Raw genomic sequence first — 20,280 nt, 5'->3', positions numbered from 1 at the left:
CAGTTTAGTTGAGGAATTTTTATTAGAATTAGGAAATCCTAATTTTTTTTATTTATCATTAAAGTATTTACTTGAATGATAAATAAAAGAAAGTTATACTATATTCAATCAAATACTTGAATGAGAATAGGGTGAGGATATGAATAAAAAAGATACTTGTGAGATTTATTGTTATGACGAAGAAAAGGTCAATCGAATACAAGGGGATTTGCAGACAGTAGATATTTCTAGTGTTGTCCAATTGTTAAAAGCTATTGCTGATGAAAAAAGAGCAAAAATCGCATATGTTTTGTGTCAGGATGAAGAACTGTGTGTTTGCGATATAGCAAATATTATAGGTACGACAGTTGCAAATGCATCTCAACATTTACGAAGACTTTATAAGCAAGGCGTTGTGACGTATCGAAAAGAAGGGAAACTTGCATTTTATTCATTAGATGATGCACGTATCAAGGAAATAATGACGATTGCGTTGACACATAGGAACCATCATAAACTCAATAGGGAGAATATGTTGGAGGTGGGAAAATGATTACAACGATACTTACAGCAGCTGCCGTTTATATAGCAACAGGGATTGATTACCTTGTTATTTTGATTCTCCTGTTTTCACAAATAAAAAAAGGACAGGAAAAACATATTTGGATAGGAAAGTATGTTGGAACGATAATTGTTATAGGAGTAAGCCTTTTAGTTGCTCTAGGAGTTGCAAACCTAATTCCCCAACAATGGGTTATAGGACTACTTGGACTTTTACCACTTTACTTAGGTATCAAAATATGGATTAAAGGAGAAGAGGATGAAGATGAAGGCAAAATTTTGTCCATATTTTCCTCAGATAGGTTTAATCAATTATGGCTGTCAGTCACTTTTATCGTATTGGCTTCCAGTGCGGATGACTTTTCCATTTATGTACCGTATTTCACAACGTTAAATGCGACTGAAATCCTTGTTACTATTATTGTTATTTTAATTATGATTGGTGTTTTACTCTATGTCGGCTATCGTTTAGCCCACGTGAATTTTGTATCGGAAAAAATTGAGAAATATGAACGTTGGATTGTTCCAATTGTTTTTATAGGGCTAGGAATTTATATTATGTTTGAAAATGGCACATTCAATGCTTTGATTTCATTTCTTCTTTAAAGTGACAGATCCAACCACAATCGGGCGCTTTTCTTTAATAGGAAGGCGTCTTTTCTAATCAATCAGATTCTGGAGCAACACATTTAATAGATTGGGTGTAGAAGAGTTTGTGAAGGGTTTCACTTAAACTATCGGGTGCTTTTGTGGCAAAAGCTAACAATTAATAAATAGGTAGTGCTTGTTTAATAAATATCTATTATAATAATGATAGAGGTGATAAAATTGGATAAGCAAATTCTTGATCTACTTACAGAAATGAGTAAAGAAATGAAAAGCATGAAATCAGATATTCATTCTTTAAAATCAGAAATGCATAACCGATTTGATACTATTGAAGCAAAACTAGAAGGTGTTGGTGGGCAGTTCGAATTAACAAATGAATCAAGAATTAATGAAGTGGATTTTATTGCTGATAAGGTAAATAAACTGGAGAAGGACCTTTACATTTTAAAGAATAAGAGTAGTAACTAAGAGTGCTAAATACGCACTCTTTTTTCATGTAAGTTTACTCTTTTATGAGCTGGAATGTAACAGCTTTGTGTTAGTAACTGGTGCGTTTGTTTTGCAAAAAAGTCCAGATAAAAAAACAGAGGCATTTAAAATGTTTAATGAACAATTTCCAACCTTTTTCGTTGAACCAGTGTTAAGCTGATTATTGCGGATGAATTGAGCCACTTGTGCGTAGTTTTGAGCCACCGATTGCGGAAAATAGAGCCACCATAGAGCCACTAATGTAAAACCGGTCTTTAAAGTATAGATTCGGAGCCACAGGGGAGCTGCTTGCCATTGACTGTAGCTCCCGGTTCTTTGCACATTTGCTGGAAGGGGTCGGGGTTGAGGCTTTGAAATAAAGTTTGATAATTTCTTAAAAGTGGCTTTCAGGATTATCTAATGGATACTATGCTTGATTTAATATCAAATTATATATGGATTGTGAAAATATTCACTTAAACTCCCTCAGATAGATTCAATTTACTCGTAAATGCTCGCTTATTCGCAGGATTTCAAACCACTTTTCAGTACAATAACGGATAAATGGAATGAGTGTTGATAATAAAGGCTACATGAAGGCATGCGGGAATAAGGGAGTCATAAATAAATTTAACGTTCTACAGGAATGCTAACGGGCAGTTTATTGTCATAAGAAGAAAGGTTATGGGTTTTTATAAACAACCCATACTATTCTTTATGAATCGTATCTGATATCTTAAAGAAAAGAGGAAAATGAAATGAGAAATTTTGGTGCACATTCGGCCTTGCCAATTTAGAAGAAGCAACACCTATTTGGTTACAGATACAAGAAAAAGTTGAAAATGGTATGGGTAAGGAAAAATAAAAAGATTTGTTAGAAACGTTAAAATCCTTACAGACATTGAATTATATGTGAACTATAGGGCCTTTCCGCAATCCATAGGTGAAACATTAATCTGTGATATATTAATGAGGAGTAATTCTTTGTTACCTCAAATTATTTTATTTAGAACAGTCAAATTTGCGAGACTAGGAGGCTAGCTTGATGAAGATAAACATATTTGTTGTTGAAGATGATGATGCCTTGTTTGCTGCGTTGAAGAAAGGTCTAGAGGCTTGGTCGTTCCGGGTCACGAGACCAGATGATTTTGAAGGTGTGATGCGTTCATTTCTTGAACAACAGCCTCAGCTCGTCATCATGGATGTAACACTCCCGAAATTTGACGGTTTTCATTGGTGTCGCGAGATTCGCGCTGTATCCAAAGTACCCATTGTTTTTCTTTCCTCCCGCGATCATCCAATGGATATGGTCATGGCGCTAAGCATGGGGGCGGACGATTTCATCCAGAAGCCGTTTCATACAGACGTGCTTTATGCTAAAATTCAAGCCATTCTCCGGAGGACCTATGCTTATGGCGAAGAGCAAGTGAATATTCTTGAATGGAACGGTGCCTTGATTGATTTGAATCGAGGTGTCATTCGAAACGCTGAGAAAGAAGTGGATTTAACAAAAAATGAATTTTTTATCCTGATCACGCTCGTGAAATCGAACAATGTCATTATCTCGCGCTATGACTTGATACGAAAGCTGTGGGAGGATGAACAGTTCGTGAACGACAATACCCTCACGGCGAATATAACCCGTTTGCGGCAGAAGCTGGAAACGATCGATTTGGCAGACGCGATTGTGACAAAAAAAGGGCTCGGTTATATGGCCATCACTTTATAGAGAACTTGTACTAAAAAGGAGGAACTGTGCCATGTTTATTCGTTACGTTGGTGCAAGGAAAAGCTGGATTTTACTGTTTGTCGGCTTACTCGGCTTTGCCGATGCTCTGATCCTTCTTGATCAAGGCTTCCAGGTTACATTGACTTCTCTCCTTTATTTTAACGCCGCATTTATTCTGTTCTTTCTCCTGTTTTTTTTATGGCGCTTCAAAAGAGAGACAAAATATACCGCCGCGTTGGCTGCTTTGCAGGAAAACATGGCCTTAGACTGGATTGAGACACTTCCTGAACCTGGTGACGGCCTAGAACAGATGACCGACGACATTCTACGGGAGGCCACCCTTCAGTTCAAACGAAAGCTTTCTGACTATAAAGAAAATCAACTGATTGCGAAAGAATTTACGGCCTCATGGATTCATGAGGTGAAGACTCCTCTCACCGTCATTAAGCTAATCCTAGATGCCCTGCCAAGTGATCCGGAAATACGTAAAATTGAAGCGGAATGGTTACGGGTGTATTTGTTGGTCGATCGTCAGCTGCATATGACTCGATTGCCTGCGCTCGAAGCAGACTATGTTCTTGAATCTGCCTCCGTCCAGCACCTTGCCGCAGAAGAAATACGGGAACTGGCACCGTGGTGTATGGAAAAAAATCTAGCGGTTAGTATCGAAGGAACGGATGTAAAGGCGATTACAGACCAAAAATGGTGCCGCTTTATCCTTCGGCAATTGTTAACGAATGCCGTGAAATATACTCCTGCGAATACAGCAATAATGATTGTGACAGATGTAACGGAGACAGGCCAAGTCTTTTTGGATGTCATCGATGAAGGACCGGGAATACAGCCGCACGAATTGCCACGTATCTTCGATAAAGGCTTCACGGGTGAAAACGGTAGGATTCAAAACGCAGCGACCGGAATGGGGCTCTATCTTGCAAATACCGTTGCAGATAAATTAGGAATTACCCTCGAGGTGCAACCCAGTCAAACGAAAGGTTCGGTGATGCGAATGATTTTTGTCAATCCCAACGCATTCGAAGCTGTCCGAAGAGGGGCGGGCGAGTAATAGCAGCTATGAAGCAGTCAGGATGATTCCTGGCTGTTTTTTGGTGTAGAATAGTGAACCTGACAATATTGTCACATTACCTTGCCAGATTATCATGTAAAACGTACGACAAGCAAAAAATCCAACCGTATAATAAAGCTATCATCAAGCCACACTTATCATTTGGAGGTACGTTATGGATCAGTTAAATATAGAAGAAACTGTTTTACAAGCACGAAATGTTCACAAAACATATGGTACGAAAGGAAACACACAGCATGTATTAAAAGGAATCGATTTACGCGTCACCCGCGGTGAATTTGTCGGCATTATGGGACCTTCCGGCTCAGGCAAGACGACATTGCTTAACGTTTTAGCCACGATTGATCATCAAACAGATGGAACTATTTTAATCGATGATGAAGATATCTCTAAGCTGAGTAATTCCGCGCTCTCCGCCTTTCGTCGCAACAAGCTGGGATTCATCTTCCAGGATTATAATCTACTGGACACGCTGACAGTGAAGGAAAATATCCTGTTGCCCATCTCCCTTAGCAAAATGAGCAAGAAAAAGGCGGAAAGCGAGTTCACAGCCCTCGCAGATGTGTTTGATATTAAAGTACTGGCACACAAATATCCACATGAATTATCAGGAGGCCAGAAACAACGGACAGCTGCCGGGCGCGCTCTAATCCACCAGCCTTCGATCATGTTTGCGGACGAACCGACCGGTGCACTGGATTCCAAATCCGCTTCCTCGTTACTGGACGTATTGGAGAAGGTCAATCAGCAGCGAGGCGTCACTGTTGTCATGGTAACCCATGATCCGGTAGCCTCCAGCTACTGCAGCCGTGTTGTGTTTTTAAGAGACGGGAAGATATATTCCGAGCTGTACCGCGGCGATAAAACAAGACATGCCTTCTTTAATGAAATTTTGGACGTACAAGCTGTACTAGGGGGTGACCATGTTGACCGTATTTGAATTAGCTCTTCGCAGCATGCGACAAAATATGAAGCATTATTATTTGTACTTCTTTGCGTTGACCTTTAGTATGAGCCTGTACTTTGTCTTCACCTCCCTACAGCACGATCAGGCTGTTCAAAATATGACACATCCGAGCGTTGACTTCTCTGGCGGCTTGCAAATTGCGGGAGTCATGCTAATTGTCATCATTGGGATTTTTACCCTCTCGGCGAACGGCATATTCCTGCGTCGCCGTAGTCGAGAAATCGGATTATTCCAGCTGATTGGTCTTTCCAAAGGCTGGGTAGCCCGATATCTCATGATCGAGAATATCCTGATTGGCTTAGGTGCACTACTTGCTGCGATCATTTGCGGGCCGATGATTTCAAGGATGTTCGTCCTGATTTTGTTGAATCTGCTCGACTTAGAAGGGATTGTCGGCATCAGCTTCTCCGTAACCGCGGCTTTTAAAACGGTGATGGTCTATTTTCTCATCAACGTCATCACTTCCATTCAGATGATCCAGAAGGTTTATCGCAGCACCCTTCTGGATCTGTTTCAAGCCGATAAGCGACCTGATCTCACTAAGCCGCCTAAAGCAGTGGCATCTGCTATTTTCGCCCTGCTCGGTCTGGCATTGATTGGATACGGCTATGAATTATCAGGTCATATCAATAAACAGTTATTCGTCAACGCATTATTGATGCTCGGATCCATCGTTGCAGGGACATACTTATTGTTTCGCGTTACGATCAGATGGTGCTTTTACCTGTTCCGCAAACGTAAAGATGGACACCTAGGCTTAACAAACAGCCTGTCGATGGCTCCGCTGATGCACCATACGAAAGCAAATGCCAACTCACTTACTTTGATTACGTTGTTATCGGCGATGACGATCACGATGATTTCTATGGCTTACTCCTTCTACTACTCCGTAGAGCAAGAGACCCGCCGTGATCTCCCTTATGATTTTATGTTTGAAAACGAGCAGCAGGAGGCGCTGTCGTTCCAGAGCGAGCTGGAGGAGGAAGGCATCGATGTGAAACACCACGTCGTTGAAGCGGTTCTGACGCAAGGCGTCATCCTTGATCCGAATGACGAATCCTACAAGTTTGAAGAAAGTTTGTTATGGCTTCCGGCTGAACAGCTTAAACAAACAGGCGCAGATGTCGACATGCCGCCAGATGGAGAAGCCATTTTGTACAATGCTGGTGCCTCACTTTCTGGGGACTTAGATAAGCGATATCCAACCGAAATAGAGCTAGAGCAGCATGGACAGACCATTAAATATACATTGAGGACAGTGATGGAAAGGAACATCATGAATTTAGATGCTTCCGGAACTCAACTACTGGTGTCAGAAGCGACGATGGACAAGATCGCAGAACAAATGGCCGGTACCCCCGATTATCAAAAAATTCACTTTGATACGTATCAAGTTCGGGACAAGGAAGAGCTCGCCATCGCTTCCGCTCTATACGCAAAATCCGTCAGTCTTGATCGATTAACGGAGGATTTCTATTCGCAGTACAAAGAAGTGCTGCAAATGACAGGTATGCTCATTTTCATCGCAGCTTTCCTTGGACTTGTCTTTTTAATCTCAACTGGTAGCATCTTGTACTTCAAGCAAATGACCGAAGCCGAGCAGGAAAAGCAAAGCTTTAAGACGTTGCGTCAGCTCGGATTTGACGTGAATATGATCATGAAAGGCATTATCCGAAAGCAGGCCATCGTATTTCTACTCCCTCTCTCAATCGGTTTGCTGCATTCAATCTTTGCTATCAAGGCATCTTCATTTATGATCCGGTCGGACACCATGATCCCGGCATCCATCGCCATGTCGATTTACACGGTTATCTATTTTGTATTCGCTCTGTTTACTATAGGCTACTACCGCAACATTGTAAAAAACGCTATATCATAACCATCACTTAAAAGGGGATAAGCTATATGGGGTACCGCCAACATTTTGGACATTTTATACGCTAAGCATATTTCCAACCTAAAAAAATCGATTCCTTATCGTACAGGGAGTCGATTTTTTTGTTTTACAATCGCGCTCGTTGAATAGAGCTTTGTACCAAATCTATTTGGTGGAGGCATTAGTTCCGTTGGTGAATATCTCCATTTGTTTGTACTATCAGTACCTGTGTATCTGTATAGTTTTCCAGTTATCTTACTATACGGTACAATAACCTCTACAATAACCAACTATATAACCAATCTTTGTTCAAAATATACAAATGAGAATTTAAAAATATACTATTCAATAACATCTGTTATAGAATGCTAGTAAATAGCAGAAAGAGCTTATTCAATCATCGGGCGCTTTTCTTGAATAAGAAGGCGTCTTTTTGATATGCCTTACACATTAAGGGGTGAGATTTTATGGGTCTTCGGAATATATAGTGGAAAAGGGCTTATAATTCACCCTTCTTCAATTTCTTTAGAAATATGGAAAAACGAATACCAAAGTTAACTAAATTCCATAAAGATGCTCTTTCGTTATAGATGAATTATGAAAAAAATATCCAATATACTTTAGAAGTTAAAAAACTATAAAAAAAGCATTTAATTTACTTTTCTATTCATCTACCCATATAGTTATAGTAAAGTTTTAGTTCAAAAGCCTTCTGTTGCAATACCTAATGCAATGTATAATTAGTGCGAATCTAAATATAAATTGAAAATTTGAATAAAAATTAAATAAAAAATAGTACATTATATCTATTAAATTAATGGGATTTTTTCCGATATTAAAAATAATATCTTTTTAAGGAGGGATATTACTTATAACTTTATAATGACTATTATATTTGTTGTAGTTGTAAGTTAATCAATTCCCAAAATTTTTGAAAGGTGGTACTCAAAATGAAAAAGTTTATTTTAATATTTCTTGTAACTTTATTAATGTCCCCAATTGCTATTAGTGCGGATACGAGCACCCCGGATCAAGTAGAAGATGCCATAGAATTGCCTAGAAACGATAAGACCGATAGAACAATGCCGGAGAAGAATCACCTAACTGAAATCAACTCAGATACTGACAGTAGAGTTTATAAAATTGAGTTAGGAATGAACCCTACAGAGAAATTAACTATTGTATCACAAAAAACCTATGACATAGTGATAACTGATTCGAATGGTAATACTATTATACAAAGAAATGAAATTGGCGAGGAAGGTAGTAGACAAGTAGAATTCCCAACTGACAATTATGGTGACTATTACTTATTCATCACACCTTCAGATGATGGGAGAACCCAATATCCCTATAGTTTAAGAGTCATAGTTGGGGAACCTATTTATTTATATTATGGAAATGAGTACCAAATCAATCTTCTGAATTCGTCTTTAACACCTACTAACACTACCAGTAGGATACAATACTTTGATTTATCAGACATAGATTCTATACCTGAAGGCTCGATATTAACAGGCTTTACAGTGGGGGGTACTGAAGTTAACCGATCTTCTCTTAGCCTTTATAGTATAAAAAGAAGTTTGAGACCTAATTCTAGCTTAAATTGGATAGATGCAACCTATCCTTTATATAGCCCTAGTGATTTAGATGTTGCACCTAAGAGTGATCAAATCTTGGTAAAGCAGGGTTGGGCATTTAGGCATTCTGCCGACTTTTATCCAGGCGAAACTGCTACCTATACTTTAACTCCAAATATTACTTTAGATTATAAAATAGAGATGAAGTGAGGTTTGAAAAGGTCAAATGGTCTCTAGTATTCAAAGATTACTAAATAATTATTTTGATAAAAGTAATGTCCAACAACAAAATTTCCGTAACACAGTTTCACAATCAATAGAGAGAACTGATGGTGTTCATTCTAATAAGAATGTAGAAATATATAATCCCAAAACTAATAAAGTGAAATACAATGATAAATCTATTTCACCACGGTTACAGGTTGACAGAAATTACAATTTAACTATTGAAGAAAACAAAGTATACAGTGTGGATACAGATTATGGATTGATAAACTATCAATTTAATAATGATTCAAATTCAAGTTACGTTCAAACACTGCATTACGATAATCAAATTAGTGATGAGAAACGTGTCCATCTAGAGAAAAACAGGCAATTTTTAACTCATTTACAGACGTTTGCAGAGACTGGAAGAATTAATATTATGTATACTGCAAGAGAAGCTAGTGAAGTACTAGAAGGATTTAATAGATTGGGAATCAATACCGAAGAGCCTTTCACTATAAATAATAAACCGACAAGATATAGGATCGATCCTTCTGGTGTTATTCATGAAGTTGATCTTGAGAGTAGAGGAATGAAAGAGAAGGACTGGAGAAAGTTTGGACATGATGAAAATACTATATTTATAATTCAAGGTAAAGAGTACAAAATGGACGAGAATGGTCAACTTCCTTTACCAGAAGATTATGTCCATAAACATGAGCAAGTACAAATTATTAATAAATAATGTTCAGTAACATAATATTTCTAGCACCCTGAAATTTATATAGGGTGCTTTTTTCTTGGATTTTCGGATTTATGGTGGAACGGAACTTATAGCTCTCCCTTTTCCAACTCCTTAATAAATGTGGTGAAGTCGATACCAAAGTTATCTGAAACGTTGTGATCTGTAACGTGGTCAAACATATTTGGTAAAGCATCGTAAAAAGCATTTTTATTAAAACGAGGTTTCCGCTTTTTATGAAGCTTTTCGTTGAATAAAATTTTTGCCCTTAAAGAATCAAAAGAATATCCTTTTCCCAGTCGTTCAACATGACGTATAATGCTATTTTATAGACTCTGTATATGCGTTAGTAAGTCTTTTATCAAAGTGATTGAATATTTCTTCATTCCAATTGTCTACGGCTCTAACAAGGTCTTTATAAGCATCTTTAACATTACTGGATACACAACGCTGACGCCAATTTATATATCGTTTTTCACCTTCTTGTGAACTTGGCGTATCCCATATCTTATAGAATTCTTCTTTGAGTTCATAGGCTTCCTTCAAATCAGGAATATTTCCAAGCCAAGTTTCTAAAAGTAGCAATTCACGGTCGATTAGATCGTGCCTGCGTTTGAGAAGTATAAACCTATCACGCATAAGTGTTCTTCTTCCTTTTGGTGTCATATTAGTTCTTAAAGATTTCCTAACACTATCCAAGGCTTGATTTGCCATACGGACTACATGAAACTTATCTACCACCACTTTAGCGTGTGGAAGGACGATATTCACTGCATCTTTGTAAGGTTTCCACATATCCATTGTGACGTATTCGATATAAGACCTATCTTCAATCTCTAAAAGGCGTTTAATGACTGTATCCTTGTTACGATCCTTTTTGATGTCATAGATAGTTCTCCGTTCGACGTTGGTAAGTACCAGACGAGGTTTACGAATGATGTGTATTTCATCTATCCCAGGCCATTTAGGAGTCTCAAATTGGTATTCTCTTTCTTTAAATGCCGCATAGTCCTTAAAGACGTTCCTAACGGTCTTCTCGTCAACACCAACGCTTTCTGCGACTTCTAACAAAGGTCTTAGACATTGATTGCTCTTCAATGGATTCTAACAGCCTTCTGGTCATACTACGCTTTTCGTCAATGGATATAAGACGTTCCCAAAAGGTCGAGTCACACTCACGACACTTATAACGTCTACGGTTCAATTGTAAGCCAACTCGCTTTAAACGAATGGGCAAATCCATAATCAATTGTTTTCGTGAGCTGTGCTTATATAACTTGTCAAAACCACATTCTGGACAACGTTCTGGAGGATAGATTGCTTCCACTTTAAACATCATATCGGTTTCATTCTCTTGTGGTGGTTCGATTGCTGTAAGATCTGGGAGGAATAATAAGTCGTTCATATTACACCTGAACCAACTCTGGATTTTGATAGATATTACCAATAATTTTTAAATTGCATTCAAGTGTCTTATCATCCACATATTGTACTTCATTTGTCATATGCCAATGTGAGTACAAATTTATCCAAGCACGAAACTTAAACTCTCTCATTACCATCACTCCTATCATTTGATAGGTTAATTATACCAATAAAGGATAATGATATTCCACTAAATAATCCGATTTATGATTAAATTGTTGTTAAACTATTAAACTGGGTTTTCCACTATATATTCCGAAGACCCGATTTTATAAAGGGAAAACATTGTGAGTTTTTCACTTAAACTGCCCATTTCTTCAAGGCACCTTTTTTGAAGTATAGGGGCAGGTTATTTTAAGTGGATGTTTTAATAAGTCGTAGGAAATTTATTTTGGGGGAATTTTATGTTGAAAAAGGTCTTGTTATTATTGCTTATATTTGTAATTTTAGGTGCATGTTCGAAAACAGAAATAGTTGATTTTGAAGGTAAAAGTGATAATTGGAAAGTAATCTATACGGTAGAAATACTAGATGAACAAAGAGAGCATACAAAAGCAAAAATAGAATATATTGGTGAGAAACCTATTCCTAGCGGCGAAATTAGTTATGTTATCAAAACCGACAGTGGTAAAATGGCCGGTAATACTCCATTAGATGATAAAGGTGTAATAGAATTAGGTGGGAATAAGCAATCTTGCAGTGAGTGTACATTTATCGTTGATGAATCTGAAATTATAAAAGTAACTATATGTTGGAAAGAAAACTCGGAGGAACTAAAACTAAACAATGACAATCTGAATGATATCGATGATTTGTGAAGTAAAACACTTAAAGTAACTGATGCGTTAGTTCAGGAAGGATTAACGCGCCTTTGTTTTGAAATTGTTGTACTAACGTGGCAGAATAGTTGTGCGAAATGTTCCTAGTTTAAATGGAGGATGGCTACATCACTCTGGTAAAGGCTAGGCGATTCTCTACGGAATTGAAGGATTATATTTAAGAATCAAATGAGGAGGTAACGCTCGGAAGGGTTCTCTCTAAGTCGATTAGCACTTGAATTAGTAAGAATAATAGTGTTAAAAGCTCGGTGAAAAGGCGTAGGAATTTACCGTAACATGGAGGACTTACTTCTAATGAAATGGTAATAAGGAAAATTATAATGACAATAGTTATGATATAACTTATTTTTGTATCAGTGAAAGTGGTGGCACGGGACCAATGAAGTGTCTAATCAACACAGAGGGATAGCCACTAGACTAATGAAGAATCATTCAACCATGTAAGGCAGATCTTTATCGGTTAATAAGGTTCTCGTGAGACTAAAAGAGGTTAACTCCGAAAGGGGTACCGACTTATTGAAACGGAAGAAACTGAGACATAATGAGTATTATAATCTACAAGAGTGTTTTGACACTCTCTATACTCGAAGTGTCAATGGTGAAAAGTTTTATGGATTAATAGAATTGATGAGTTCTAATGAAAATATAAGGCTTGCCTATCGAAATATCAAAAGGAATACAGGAAGTAAAACGGCAGGAATAGATAAATTAACAATTAAAGATATTAGTCATTTATCAGTGGAGATGTGACAGTGAAGGTTCAATCTATGTTTCAATCATTTGAACCACAAAAAGTTAGACGTGTTTTAATTCCCAAAGCAAATGGCAGGGTACGACCACTAGGAATTTCAACCATTTGGGATAGAATTTTTCAACAGTGTGTTTCACAAGTATTAGAGCCAATTTGTGAAGCGAAGTTTCACAAGCATAGCTATGGATTCAGTCCTAATAGAAACACCCATCATGCGAAAGCAAGATTTGAGTTTTTAATAAATCAATCTGGACTTCATCACTGTATTGATGTTGATATTAAAGGTTTCTTTGATAACGTAAATCACAGTAAACTCTTAAAACAGATTTGGTCTTTAGGGATAAGAGATAAATCATTGATTGCCATTATCTCGAAACTATTAAAAGCTGAAATTCATGGTGAAGGTGTACCAACTAAAGGAACACCGCAAGGTGGCATTTTATCTCCCCTATTATCAAACATTGTTTTGAATGAACTAGATTGGTGGATAAGTAATCAATGGGAAACTTTTGCCAGTGACTTTCAATATAAGACAAATGGGATTAAATATCAAGCACTAAAGAAGTTTGAGCTAAAAGAATGTTATATTGTCCGCTATGCGGACGACTTCAAGGTACTTTGCCGCACACGTTCACAAGCAATCAGAATGAACTACGCAATTAAAGATTTCTTGATGACTAGATTGCACCTTGAAACTAGTGAAGAAAAATCTAAGGTAATAAACCTAAAGAAAAATTCTTCCGAATTTCTCGGGTTTTCCATTAAAGCAATAAGGAAGGGCAAAACGAGATTTGGCTATGTAGCCAAGTCAAATATGTCTAAGAAAGCAAAGATAAATACTTCTAACAAAATAAAAGAAGCAATAAAGGCTGTTCAGAAACATCCTAGCAATCAAACTGTTTGGAATTTCAACACTATCGTTATGGGGATACAAAATTACTATTCAGCAGCCACTAGAATTTCGATAAATCTTAATGAGTTAAACTCTTATCTACGAAAAACGATGTATAATCGCCTAATGATTCTTAGAACAGACGCAGAATTCCATGACATGACTAAGACATTACAAAAGAGGTATAAAGGATACAAGTGCAAACTGTATAAGATACAAAACATGGTTTTTGTACCTATTCATGCCCAAAAATACAAAACGAATTTATGTTTTTCACAGGATACGTGTAATTACACTACCGAAGGTAGAGAGAAGATACACAAAGGATTGAAAGCCATAAACAAAGATGTTTTATCGCATATCATGAAAAGTTTTATTTCTAATCGGACAATTGAATATAACGACAATCGAATAAGTAAATTTATCGCTCAGTATGGTAAGTGTGCCATTTCTGGAGTAGAACTAGGTCTAAATGATTGGCATTGCCACCATAAGAATCCCTATCATTTTTCAAAAGATGATTCATTCTCAAATTTAGTAATACTTCATGAGTCAGCCTACATATTAGTACACATGAAAGATAATGATAAAATTAATGCATTAATAAAAGTATTAAATCTTTCCAAAAAGCAAGTAGAAAAACTTAACGAACTTCGATTACAATGTCATAATCAAACAGTTTGATTTCGGAGAAAGCAAAAGTCAAATCTAAAAATACATAAATTGAATGAATTGGATTAGTTGGAACGCCGTATGCGGTGAAAGTCGCATGTACGGTGTGAACAGGGGGAAAAGGGAGCGATAACTTCAAACCCTTACCTATCTGTATTAATAAGCGATATTAACTGAATGTCGCATTGAATAGTAAAAGCCTCTCAATCACCAGTATCATTGAGAGGCTTTTAAATTAGAAAATTATTTCTTTACAGCGTGGATAAAATGGATTGTCTCGAACGCAGACAAATAGTCCGTCCTATTTTTAAAGAAAAGCTCATTTATCGTAGTTGGTGATAAATGTTCATAAATTAGTAAACCTGATTTTTCTAACATGTTCTCTATTTCATTATAAGTGAAATTCGATTTCATTGGTTCCCCACTTGCTGAAGCCATTTTTACCAAATTTTCAACTCTATTAGATATTCCTTTTTCTTTAAAGAGTTTTTCATCTGCATAATCAAAAACAATGGAGCTACCAGGTGGGACGTTAGAAAATAAATGATTGATTAAGGCCTTATTTTCCTCTTTAGTTAAATAATATGAAACACCTAAGAGGCTAAAGAAAGTTTTTTTGTTATTAAACCCTTCATCTGCTAAATCTTGATGGGAAAATTCAGTAGTAAAGTCCATAGAAACAAAATGAAGATTATTCGGGATATTAAGTTTAGCATCCTCTAACTTTTTCTTTTTAAATTCTTGTGTAGCTGGATGATCAATTTCAAATATCTTTAATCTGCTTTTCAACTCTGGATATCGGAAACAGAAAGTATCCAGGCCTGCTCCAAGTATGACATATTGTTTTACACCTAACCTAATTTCATTAAGTAATACTTTTTCGCAATAGGCAGAGCGTGCTAAGGGTGTTGGGGAAAGTTGGACCTGTGTAATCCATTTTAAAATTTCCTCTGAATCATCTTTAAATTTTTGCCCAATATCTCTGTTGAAAAACTGTATACCGTTAATCATATTACTGCTGATAGCTGAAAACTCTCCTTCGGAAATTAAATTGTTTGCCAAAAAATCATCAAAAATTTTGGGTGTGTCATATTTATTATGATATGCACGACCGAAAGCCGATACTAAGGAAGTTAAACTGGATTCATTTTTTTTCATACCCTTTTCCTCCCATATATAAAAGAATAAGATTCTCCTGGCCAGGAGAATCTTATTATACACAATTAAACGATAACCGTAAATTATAGCACAAATAAATTATTTTGTCAAATTTAATGATTGTGTATTATAGGGAAATATTTTAATAAAAAATTCTAGTTCGATTAATGGGTGCGCGCGACAAGTTCTGCTATAAGCGTTCTGTAGCGTGAAAATGCAGGGAATTCATTTATTTGAATTCCAACTTTACAATGGAAGGTCGGAATGATGGAGCCATGTTTTTTCTGAAACGACCTCATTAAGATTCCTGCGTGCGTTATGAGTGACAGTTCATAGGGTTCGAAGCACAGGTAGAGTCGGCAGAAGGAAGGCTATAGCCATTCCAATGGAAAAGGTATGCTAACTGATATGCCGGATGGCTGAAAAACTAGATACGGTGAGAATGTTTCATCCTAAAGGAACCGACGAACTTCCGAATTTAAGGGTCTAAAGTTAAGAACATAGTGTAAAGCTATGTCCCAACTAACGTTGGGGCGAGTGGTGTTGAGTAAAACTGCACCCTCTGAAAAACGCTATACCGAACAATGGCGGTATCAAGCTCGCAGGCTTAGAGGAAGCACCTACGTCTAGAATGGATAGCTACATTGTAAGGGACTTGGGAAGCAAGGAACGTTGAAGTGAGGACTGTCATCCGAAACGTTTGCTATAAGGTTAAAAACTGAAATGCATTTATTCTTGCGAAGGTAGGGTTACAACTGATGAATCTCCTGTAATGGGAGTGGAGGAACAGCCCCAAGTCTAGCGAGATAGAACGATTATTTTCTTCACGTGAATGACACCGATCGGGTAAGAATGTGGGGACATCACTCATAAGGAGGGATGCCGCAGTGTCCACTTTGAGATATTGGGATTACTACAATATGACAGAAGCCTTTACGGATTTACACGAAAGAGCCAATAATAAAGAATCCTTCGATTGTTTATATGAAATCATCACATCAAGGGAAAATATTTTATTAGCCTATCGAACAATGAAATCCAATAAAGGTTCGAGAACACCTGGTACAGATGGGAAAACCATCAAAGATATTAAAAAGTTATCGGAAAATGAATTAGTGAAAACAATCCAAACAAAACTAGAAAACTATCACCCTAAGAAGGTCAAAAGAAAATGGATTGAAAAGGAAAACGGTAAATTTAGACCACTTGACATTCCATGTATTCTTGACCGCATCATTCAACAATGTTTTAAACAAGTTCTTGATCCAATCGTTGAAACTTATTTTTATAAACATAGCTACGGTTTTAGACCGTTACGGTCTACTCATCATGCTATGGCAAGAATTCAATTCTTAATCAATAAATCGCAACTGCATTATGTTGTTGATATTGATATCAAGGGATTTTTCGACAATGTCAACCATACCCTCCTTCTTAAACAATTATGGAACTTAGGTATCCGTGATAGAAAGGTTTTAGCTTGCATTGCTAAAATGCTAAAAGCTGAAATTGATAAAGAAGGCGTACCATCCAAGGGCGTACCATCCAAGGGCGTACCGCAGGGTGGCTTGTTATCGACAATATTATCAAATGTTGTACTCAATGACTTGGACCACTGGGTTTCCGAACAATGGGAATTCTTCCCTCTCACAAAAAATTATAAAACAAGAGAGGGTGAGCTATACGCTAAGAAGCGTACAAATCTCAAAGAGGGGTACCTCGTCCGCTATGCGGACGATTTTAAAATTCTCTGTCGAGATGGAAAAACGGCTCGAAAGTGGTACCATGCGGTAAGATTGTACTTAAAAGAACGACTAAAACTAGATATTTCACCAGAGAAATCGCAAATCGTAAACTTACGAAAACGAGAATCCGAATTCTTAGGGTTCACGATTAGGGCAGATATTAAAGGGAAGAAAAGAGTTGCCACACAGGCATTAAACACAAAAAACGGGAGAAACTCAAAGAACAAGCTAAAATGCACATACGAAAAATGAAAAACTCTCCTACAATTCAAAATGCCTTACGCTATAACAGTTTTGTTTTAGGTATTCATAATTACTTTAACCGAGCTACACACGTTAATCCAGAATTCTCACGTCTTGCCTACGAGATAAAAGCCTTTCTGTACAACCGCCTTCGTTCTGTTGGGAAATATGGGCATCCAATCAATCCTAATTCGACTTATAAAAAGTTTTACAGCACAGGATTTAAAACGTTTAAGATTGCTACTGTCTATTTGTTTCCTATAGGAAACGTCAAAACAGTAAATGCAATGAACTTTAGTCCAACATTATCTCTTTTTACAGAAGAAGGCAGAAAGAAAATCTACGATAAACTAAAGCCTAATATTAAGTCAGAAATTAGCGAACTAATGAAGGCAACCCTTCCTAATAGAACGGTTGAATACATGGATAATCGCATTAGTCGTTTCAGTATGAAAATGGGAAAATGTGAAATCACAGGTTGGGACTTAACTGCTTATGAAGTTCACTGCCATCATTATATACCCAAAAATCTCGGAGGAACTGATAAGTTCAACAATCTTCGCATTCTTCATAAAGACATACATCGGCTTGTACATCGTAAGGATAAAGAGAAGATTGCATCAGAAATACAAAAATTCGGTTTTAATCACTCAACGATAAAAAAACTAAATCAATACCGAATGGAATGCGGGCTTTAAAAGGTAGAATAATCTCACGTCTAAAAGTAACGAAGAACTTATAATCTAGTACATAACGGTAGATGGACCGCCGAATGCTGGGAAACTAGCACGTTCGGTGCGGAGCAGGGGAAAAGCTGGAGATAGCATCAAACGCTTACCTATTGCTAACTTTAGCTTAACAAAGAAACGATCAAACTTTATTGTAACAAATAATATTCATTCAAACAGAAAACCGTAATTTTTAATCAATATTGATTAAAGTTACGGTTTTCTGTTTTTTGTTGTATAGGGAAAGGAAGATGTTTTTATATCAATCTTTATTTTAAAGCTACAGGGGGATTGTCTGTGTTATCATACTTGAGCAGGTGTGCCTCTTTGGTAATATTTATGACAGACCTGCGATTGTTCCTTAACACAGACAAAAGTTAAGTCAATGGGGGCGGCGCTATTTATGGCAAAGCATTTACTGTGGATCTCCCTTCCGCAATTACTGGCTCAAACATCCGCATACAGTGGCTTAAAACTCCGCACTGCTGGCTCAATCTGTCCGCAATACTCATAAGCTATTTTGAATATGAATTATTAGATTCAGCTATCCAAAGAAATACTTCGAATAAAATTTCTACTAAAGAACTTTTAGAACGTATGTCAGAGCAAGGTTTGTGTAAACCATTTTGCGATTCATTACTTAACAATCAAAAATTAAAGTAAAACTACTTTTATTTACTTGAGACTTTGTGAATTTATGCACTTAAATTAACGGGTGCGTTAGATAAAGAAGGTGATCTATAAAGGTCGCCTTTTTCTTATGGTAAAATTCCAATAATATATTTGGAATATTATGTTACTATTGAGATAGAAGTTATTATGGTTATCGAATATAAAGAGGATATTGTTTTTAAGGGGGAAGGCTCTTTGGTTTATAACGAAGCTTTATCTAAAACTTTTTTGACTTTTGCTGAAAAGGAATGTAAGGGTTCGAGTATGTTATATGAATATTTGTCCATAAAAATTTCTAAGGATGATGAACTTCTTACAATTTGCAAGAACGCAGGCGAGGGGCAACCTATCCCAAACCTTTTATTTGGTGCAGTGCATTATCTTTTACTAAAAGGTAAGGAACACCCATTAAAAGAGTTTTACCCGAGCGTAGTAAGTAATCCAAAGGCATATAGGTACTCGTTTGAATTCTTTAAGGATTTTTGTTGTAAATATCGGAGTGAAATTGAGTCAATTCTCAAAACTAGACTTGTCCAAACGAATGAAGTACGAAGATGTGCATACCTTTATCCTGCTTTTTGTACTATTTACGAGAAAGCGAAGAAACCATTAGCACTTATTGAAATTGGAACAAGTGCAGGGGTACAGCTTCTTTGGGATAAATATTCATATTCATACGGACAAAATGACATTTATGGTAATATTGATTCCAATCTTAATATTACAGCAGAAATAAAAGGGAAAAATACTCCAATTCTCCATTCGACACCACCACCAGTATCGACAAGGGTTGGTCTAGATTTAAATACAATTGATCTCAATGATGAGGATGAGAAATTGTGGCTTAAATCCTTAATATGGACCGAACATAAAGAGAGGTTGTTTATGTTTGAAGAAGCTGCAAAATATATTCAGGAAGTTCCAGTGAGTTTATTTGATGGTGATGGAATAAGTTTATTATCTAAATTTGTTGATAACATTCCAGAGGACAGTGTGATTTGTATTTTCCATACTCACGTTGCTAACCAAGTCCCTTTAGAAATGAAAAAACAACTCTTACAAATTGTTGAAGCTATTGGTAAAAATAGAGACGTATTCCATATTTACAATAACATTCAAGATAGGTATTTACACCTTGATTATTATTTGGATGGTATTGAAAGTAAAAGCACTATAGCTGAAACCGATGGACACGGTAGATGGTTTGAATGGTTTTTGAAACGCCAAATGCCAATTCAGTAAAATGCTAAAGCTGCTACTCTATGGGCAACTTTTTTGCCCTTTGAGACTTTGTGAAAAGATGTACTTAAACAAACGGGGGCATTAGCGAAAGAAGCAATATTGATGTAA

Annotated in this window: 15 protein-coding genes and 2 pseudogenes; 14 read left to right on the top strand and 3 right to left on the bottom strand. The window is 36.8% G+C overall.

Features of this window, described 5'->3' with window-relative positions:
* Positions 1-139 precede the first annotated feature (139 nt).
* The 9 genes from B2C77_RS20720 (at position 140) to B2C77_RS20680 (ending at position 9,808) form a co-directional block, all read left to right on the top strand.
* Positions 140-532 (top strand): ArsR/SmtB family transcription factor, encoded by a 393-nt coding sequence (locus B2C77_RS20720; RefSeq protein WP_077706742.1) that lies wholly within the window; start codon positions 140-142, stop codon positions 530-532.
* Positions 529-1,146: a CadD family cadmium resistance transporter gene (locus tag B2C77_RS20715; RefSeq protein WP_077706741.1), complete on the top strand. Its 618-nt coding sequence runs from the start codon at positions 529-531 to the stop codon at positions 1,144-1,146. Before B2C77_RS20720 ends, B2C77_RS20715 begins: the two co-directional genes overlap by 4 nt.
* 222 nt (positions 1,147-1,368) lie before the next feature.
* The gene (locus B2C77_RS20710) at positions 1,369-1,617 is read left to right on the top strand and encodes a hypothetical protein (protein ID WP_077706740.1); all 249 of its coding nucleotides are present in this window, start codon (positions 1,369-1,371) and stop codon (positions 1,615-1,617) included.
* Positions 1,618-2,662: 1,045 nt separating this feature from the next.
* Positions 2,663-3,346, top strand: a complete 684-nt coding sequence (locus B2C77_RS20705; protein WP_176087387.1) for a response regulator transcription factor — start codon at positions 2,663-2,665, stop codon at positions 3,344-3,346.
* Positions 3,347-3,377: 31 nt separating this feature from the next.
* A complete protein-coding gene (locus tag B2C77_RS20700) occupies positions 3,378-4,412 on the top strand; it encodes a sensor histidine kinase (protein WP_077706739.1) in 1,035 nt (344 codons plus the stop codon).
* Positions 4,413-4,587: 175 nt separating this feature from the next.
* Positions 4,588-5,373, top strand: coding sequence for an ABC transporter ATP-binding protein (locus B2C77_RS20695; RefSeq protein WP_077706738.1), 786 nt, complete (start codon positions 4,588-4,590; stop codon positions 5,371-5,373).
* Positions 5,357-7,279 carry an ABC transporter permease gene (locus tag B2C77_RS20690; protein WP_254844025.1) on the top strand — a complete coding sequence of 641 codons (1,923 nt, stop codon included), beginning with the start codon at positions 5,357-5,359 and terminating at the stop codon, positions 7,277-7,279. The genes B2C77_RS20695 and B2C77_RS20690 overlap by 17 nt, the downstream gene beginning before the upstream one ends.
* 947 nt (positions 7,280-8,226) lie before the next feature.
* On the top strand, positions 8,227-9,066 hold the full coding sequence (locus B2C77_RS20685) for a hypothetical protein (protein WP_077706737.1): 840 nt from the start codon (positions 8,227-8,229) through the stop codon (positions 9,064-9,066).
* 16 nt (positions 9,067-9,082) lie between these two features.
* Complete coding sequence (locus B2C77_RS20680) at positions 9,083-9,808, top strand: hypothetical protein (RefSeq protein WP_054789290.1); 726 nt, start codon at positions 9,083-9,085, stop codon at positions 9,806-9,808.
* An 86-nt stretch (positions 9,809-9,894) separates the two neighbouring features.
* Here B2C77_RS20680 and B2C77_RS22620 read toward each other — a convergent pair.
* Both B2C77_RS22620 and B2C77_RS21835 read right to left on the bottom strand, forming a co-directional pair.
* Positions 9,895-11,210, bottom strand: a pseudogene (locus tag B2C77_RS22620) (ISL3 family transposase).
* A 1-nt stretch (position 11,211) separates the two neighbouring features.
* The gene (locus tag B2C77_RS21835; RefSeq protein WP_017186665.1) at positions 11,212-11,361 is read right to left on the bottom strand and encodes a hypothetical protein; all 150 of its coding nucleotides are present in this window, start codon (positions 11,359-11,361) and stop codon (positions 11,212-11,214) included.
* A 273-nt stretch (positions 11,362-11,634) separates the two neighbouring features.
* Between B2C77_RS21835 and B2C77_RS20670 the strand changes: the two genes are divergently transcribed.
* Both B2C77_RS20670 and ltrA (B2C77_RS20665) read left to right on the top strand, forming a co-directional pair.
* A complete protein-coding gene (locus tag B2C77_RS20670) occupies positions 11,635-12,048 on the top strand; it encodes a hypothetical protein (RefSeq protein WP_077706736.1) in 414 nt (137 codons plus the stop codon).
* 537 nt (positions 12,049-12,585) lie between these two features.
* A pseudogene (ltrA, locus tag B2C77_RS20665) lies at positions 12,586-14,396 on the top strand (group II intron reverse transcriptase/maturase).
* 231 nt (positions 14,397-14,627) lie between these two features.
* Here ltrA (B2C77_RS20665) and B2C77_RS20660 read toward each other — a convergent pair.
* Positions 14,628-15,542, bottom strand: coding sequence for a class I SAM-dependent methyltransferase (locus tag B2C77_RS20660; protein ID WP_077706735.1), 915 nt, complete (start codon positions 15,540-15,542; stop codon positions 14,628-14,630).
* A gap of 887 nt (positions 15,543-16,429) precedes the next feature.
* Between B2C77_RS20660 and ltrA (B2C77_RS22260) the strand changes: the two genes are divergently transcribed.
* From ltrA (B2C77_RS22260) to B2C77_RS20650, 3 genes are all read left to right on the top strand, one after another.
* Positions 16,430-17,539, top strand: a complete 1,110-nt coding sequence (gene ltrA / locus B2C77_RS22260; RefSeq protein ID WP_254844023.1) for a group II intron reverse transcriptase/maturase — start codon at positions 16,430-16,432, stop codon at positions 17,537-17,539.
* Entirely contained in the window at positions 17,536-18,228 is a 693-nt protein-coding gene (locus tag B2C77_RS22255) for an HNH endonuclease (RefSeq protein ID WP_254844022.1), read from the top strand. The genes ltrA (B2C77_RS22260) and B2C77_RS22255 overlap by 4 nt, the downstream gene beginning before the upstream one ends.
* 897 nt (positions 18,229-19,125) lie before the next feature.
* Positions 19,126-20,172 carry a DUF2332 domain-containing protein gene (locus B2C77_RS20650; protein WP_438272982.1) on the top strand — a complete coding sequence of 349 codons (1,047 nt, stop codon included), beginning with the start codon at positions 19,126-19,128 and terminating at the stop codon, positions 20,170-20,172.
* Positions 20,173-20,280 lie beyond the last annotated feature (108 nt).

Source organism: Virgibacillus dokdonensis, assembly GCF_900166595.1.
In the GTDB taxonomy this organism is placed as follows: Bacteria; Bacillota; Bacilli; order Bacillales; family Amphibacillaceae; genus Virgibacillus; species Virgibacillus dokdonensis.
This window is presented reverse-complemented; position numbering and strand designations above follow the sequence as displayed.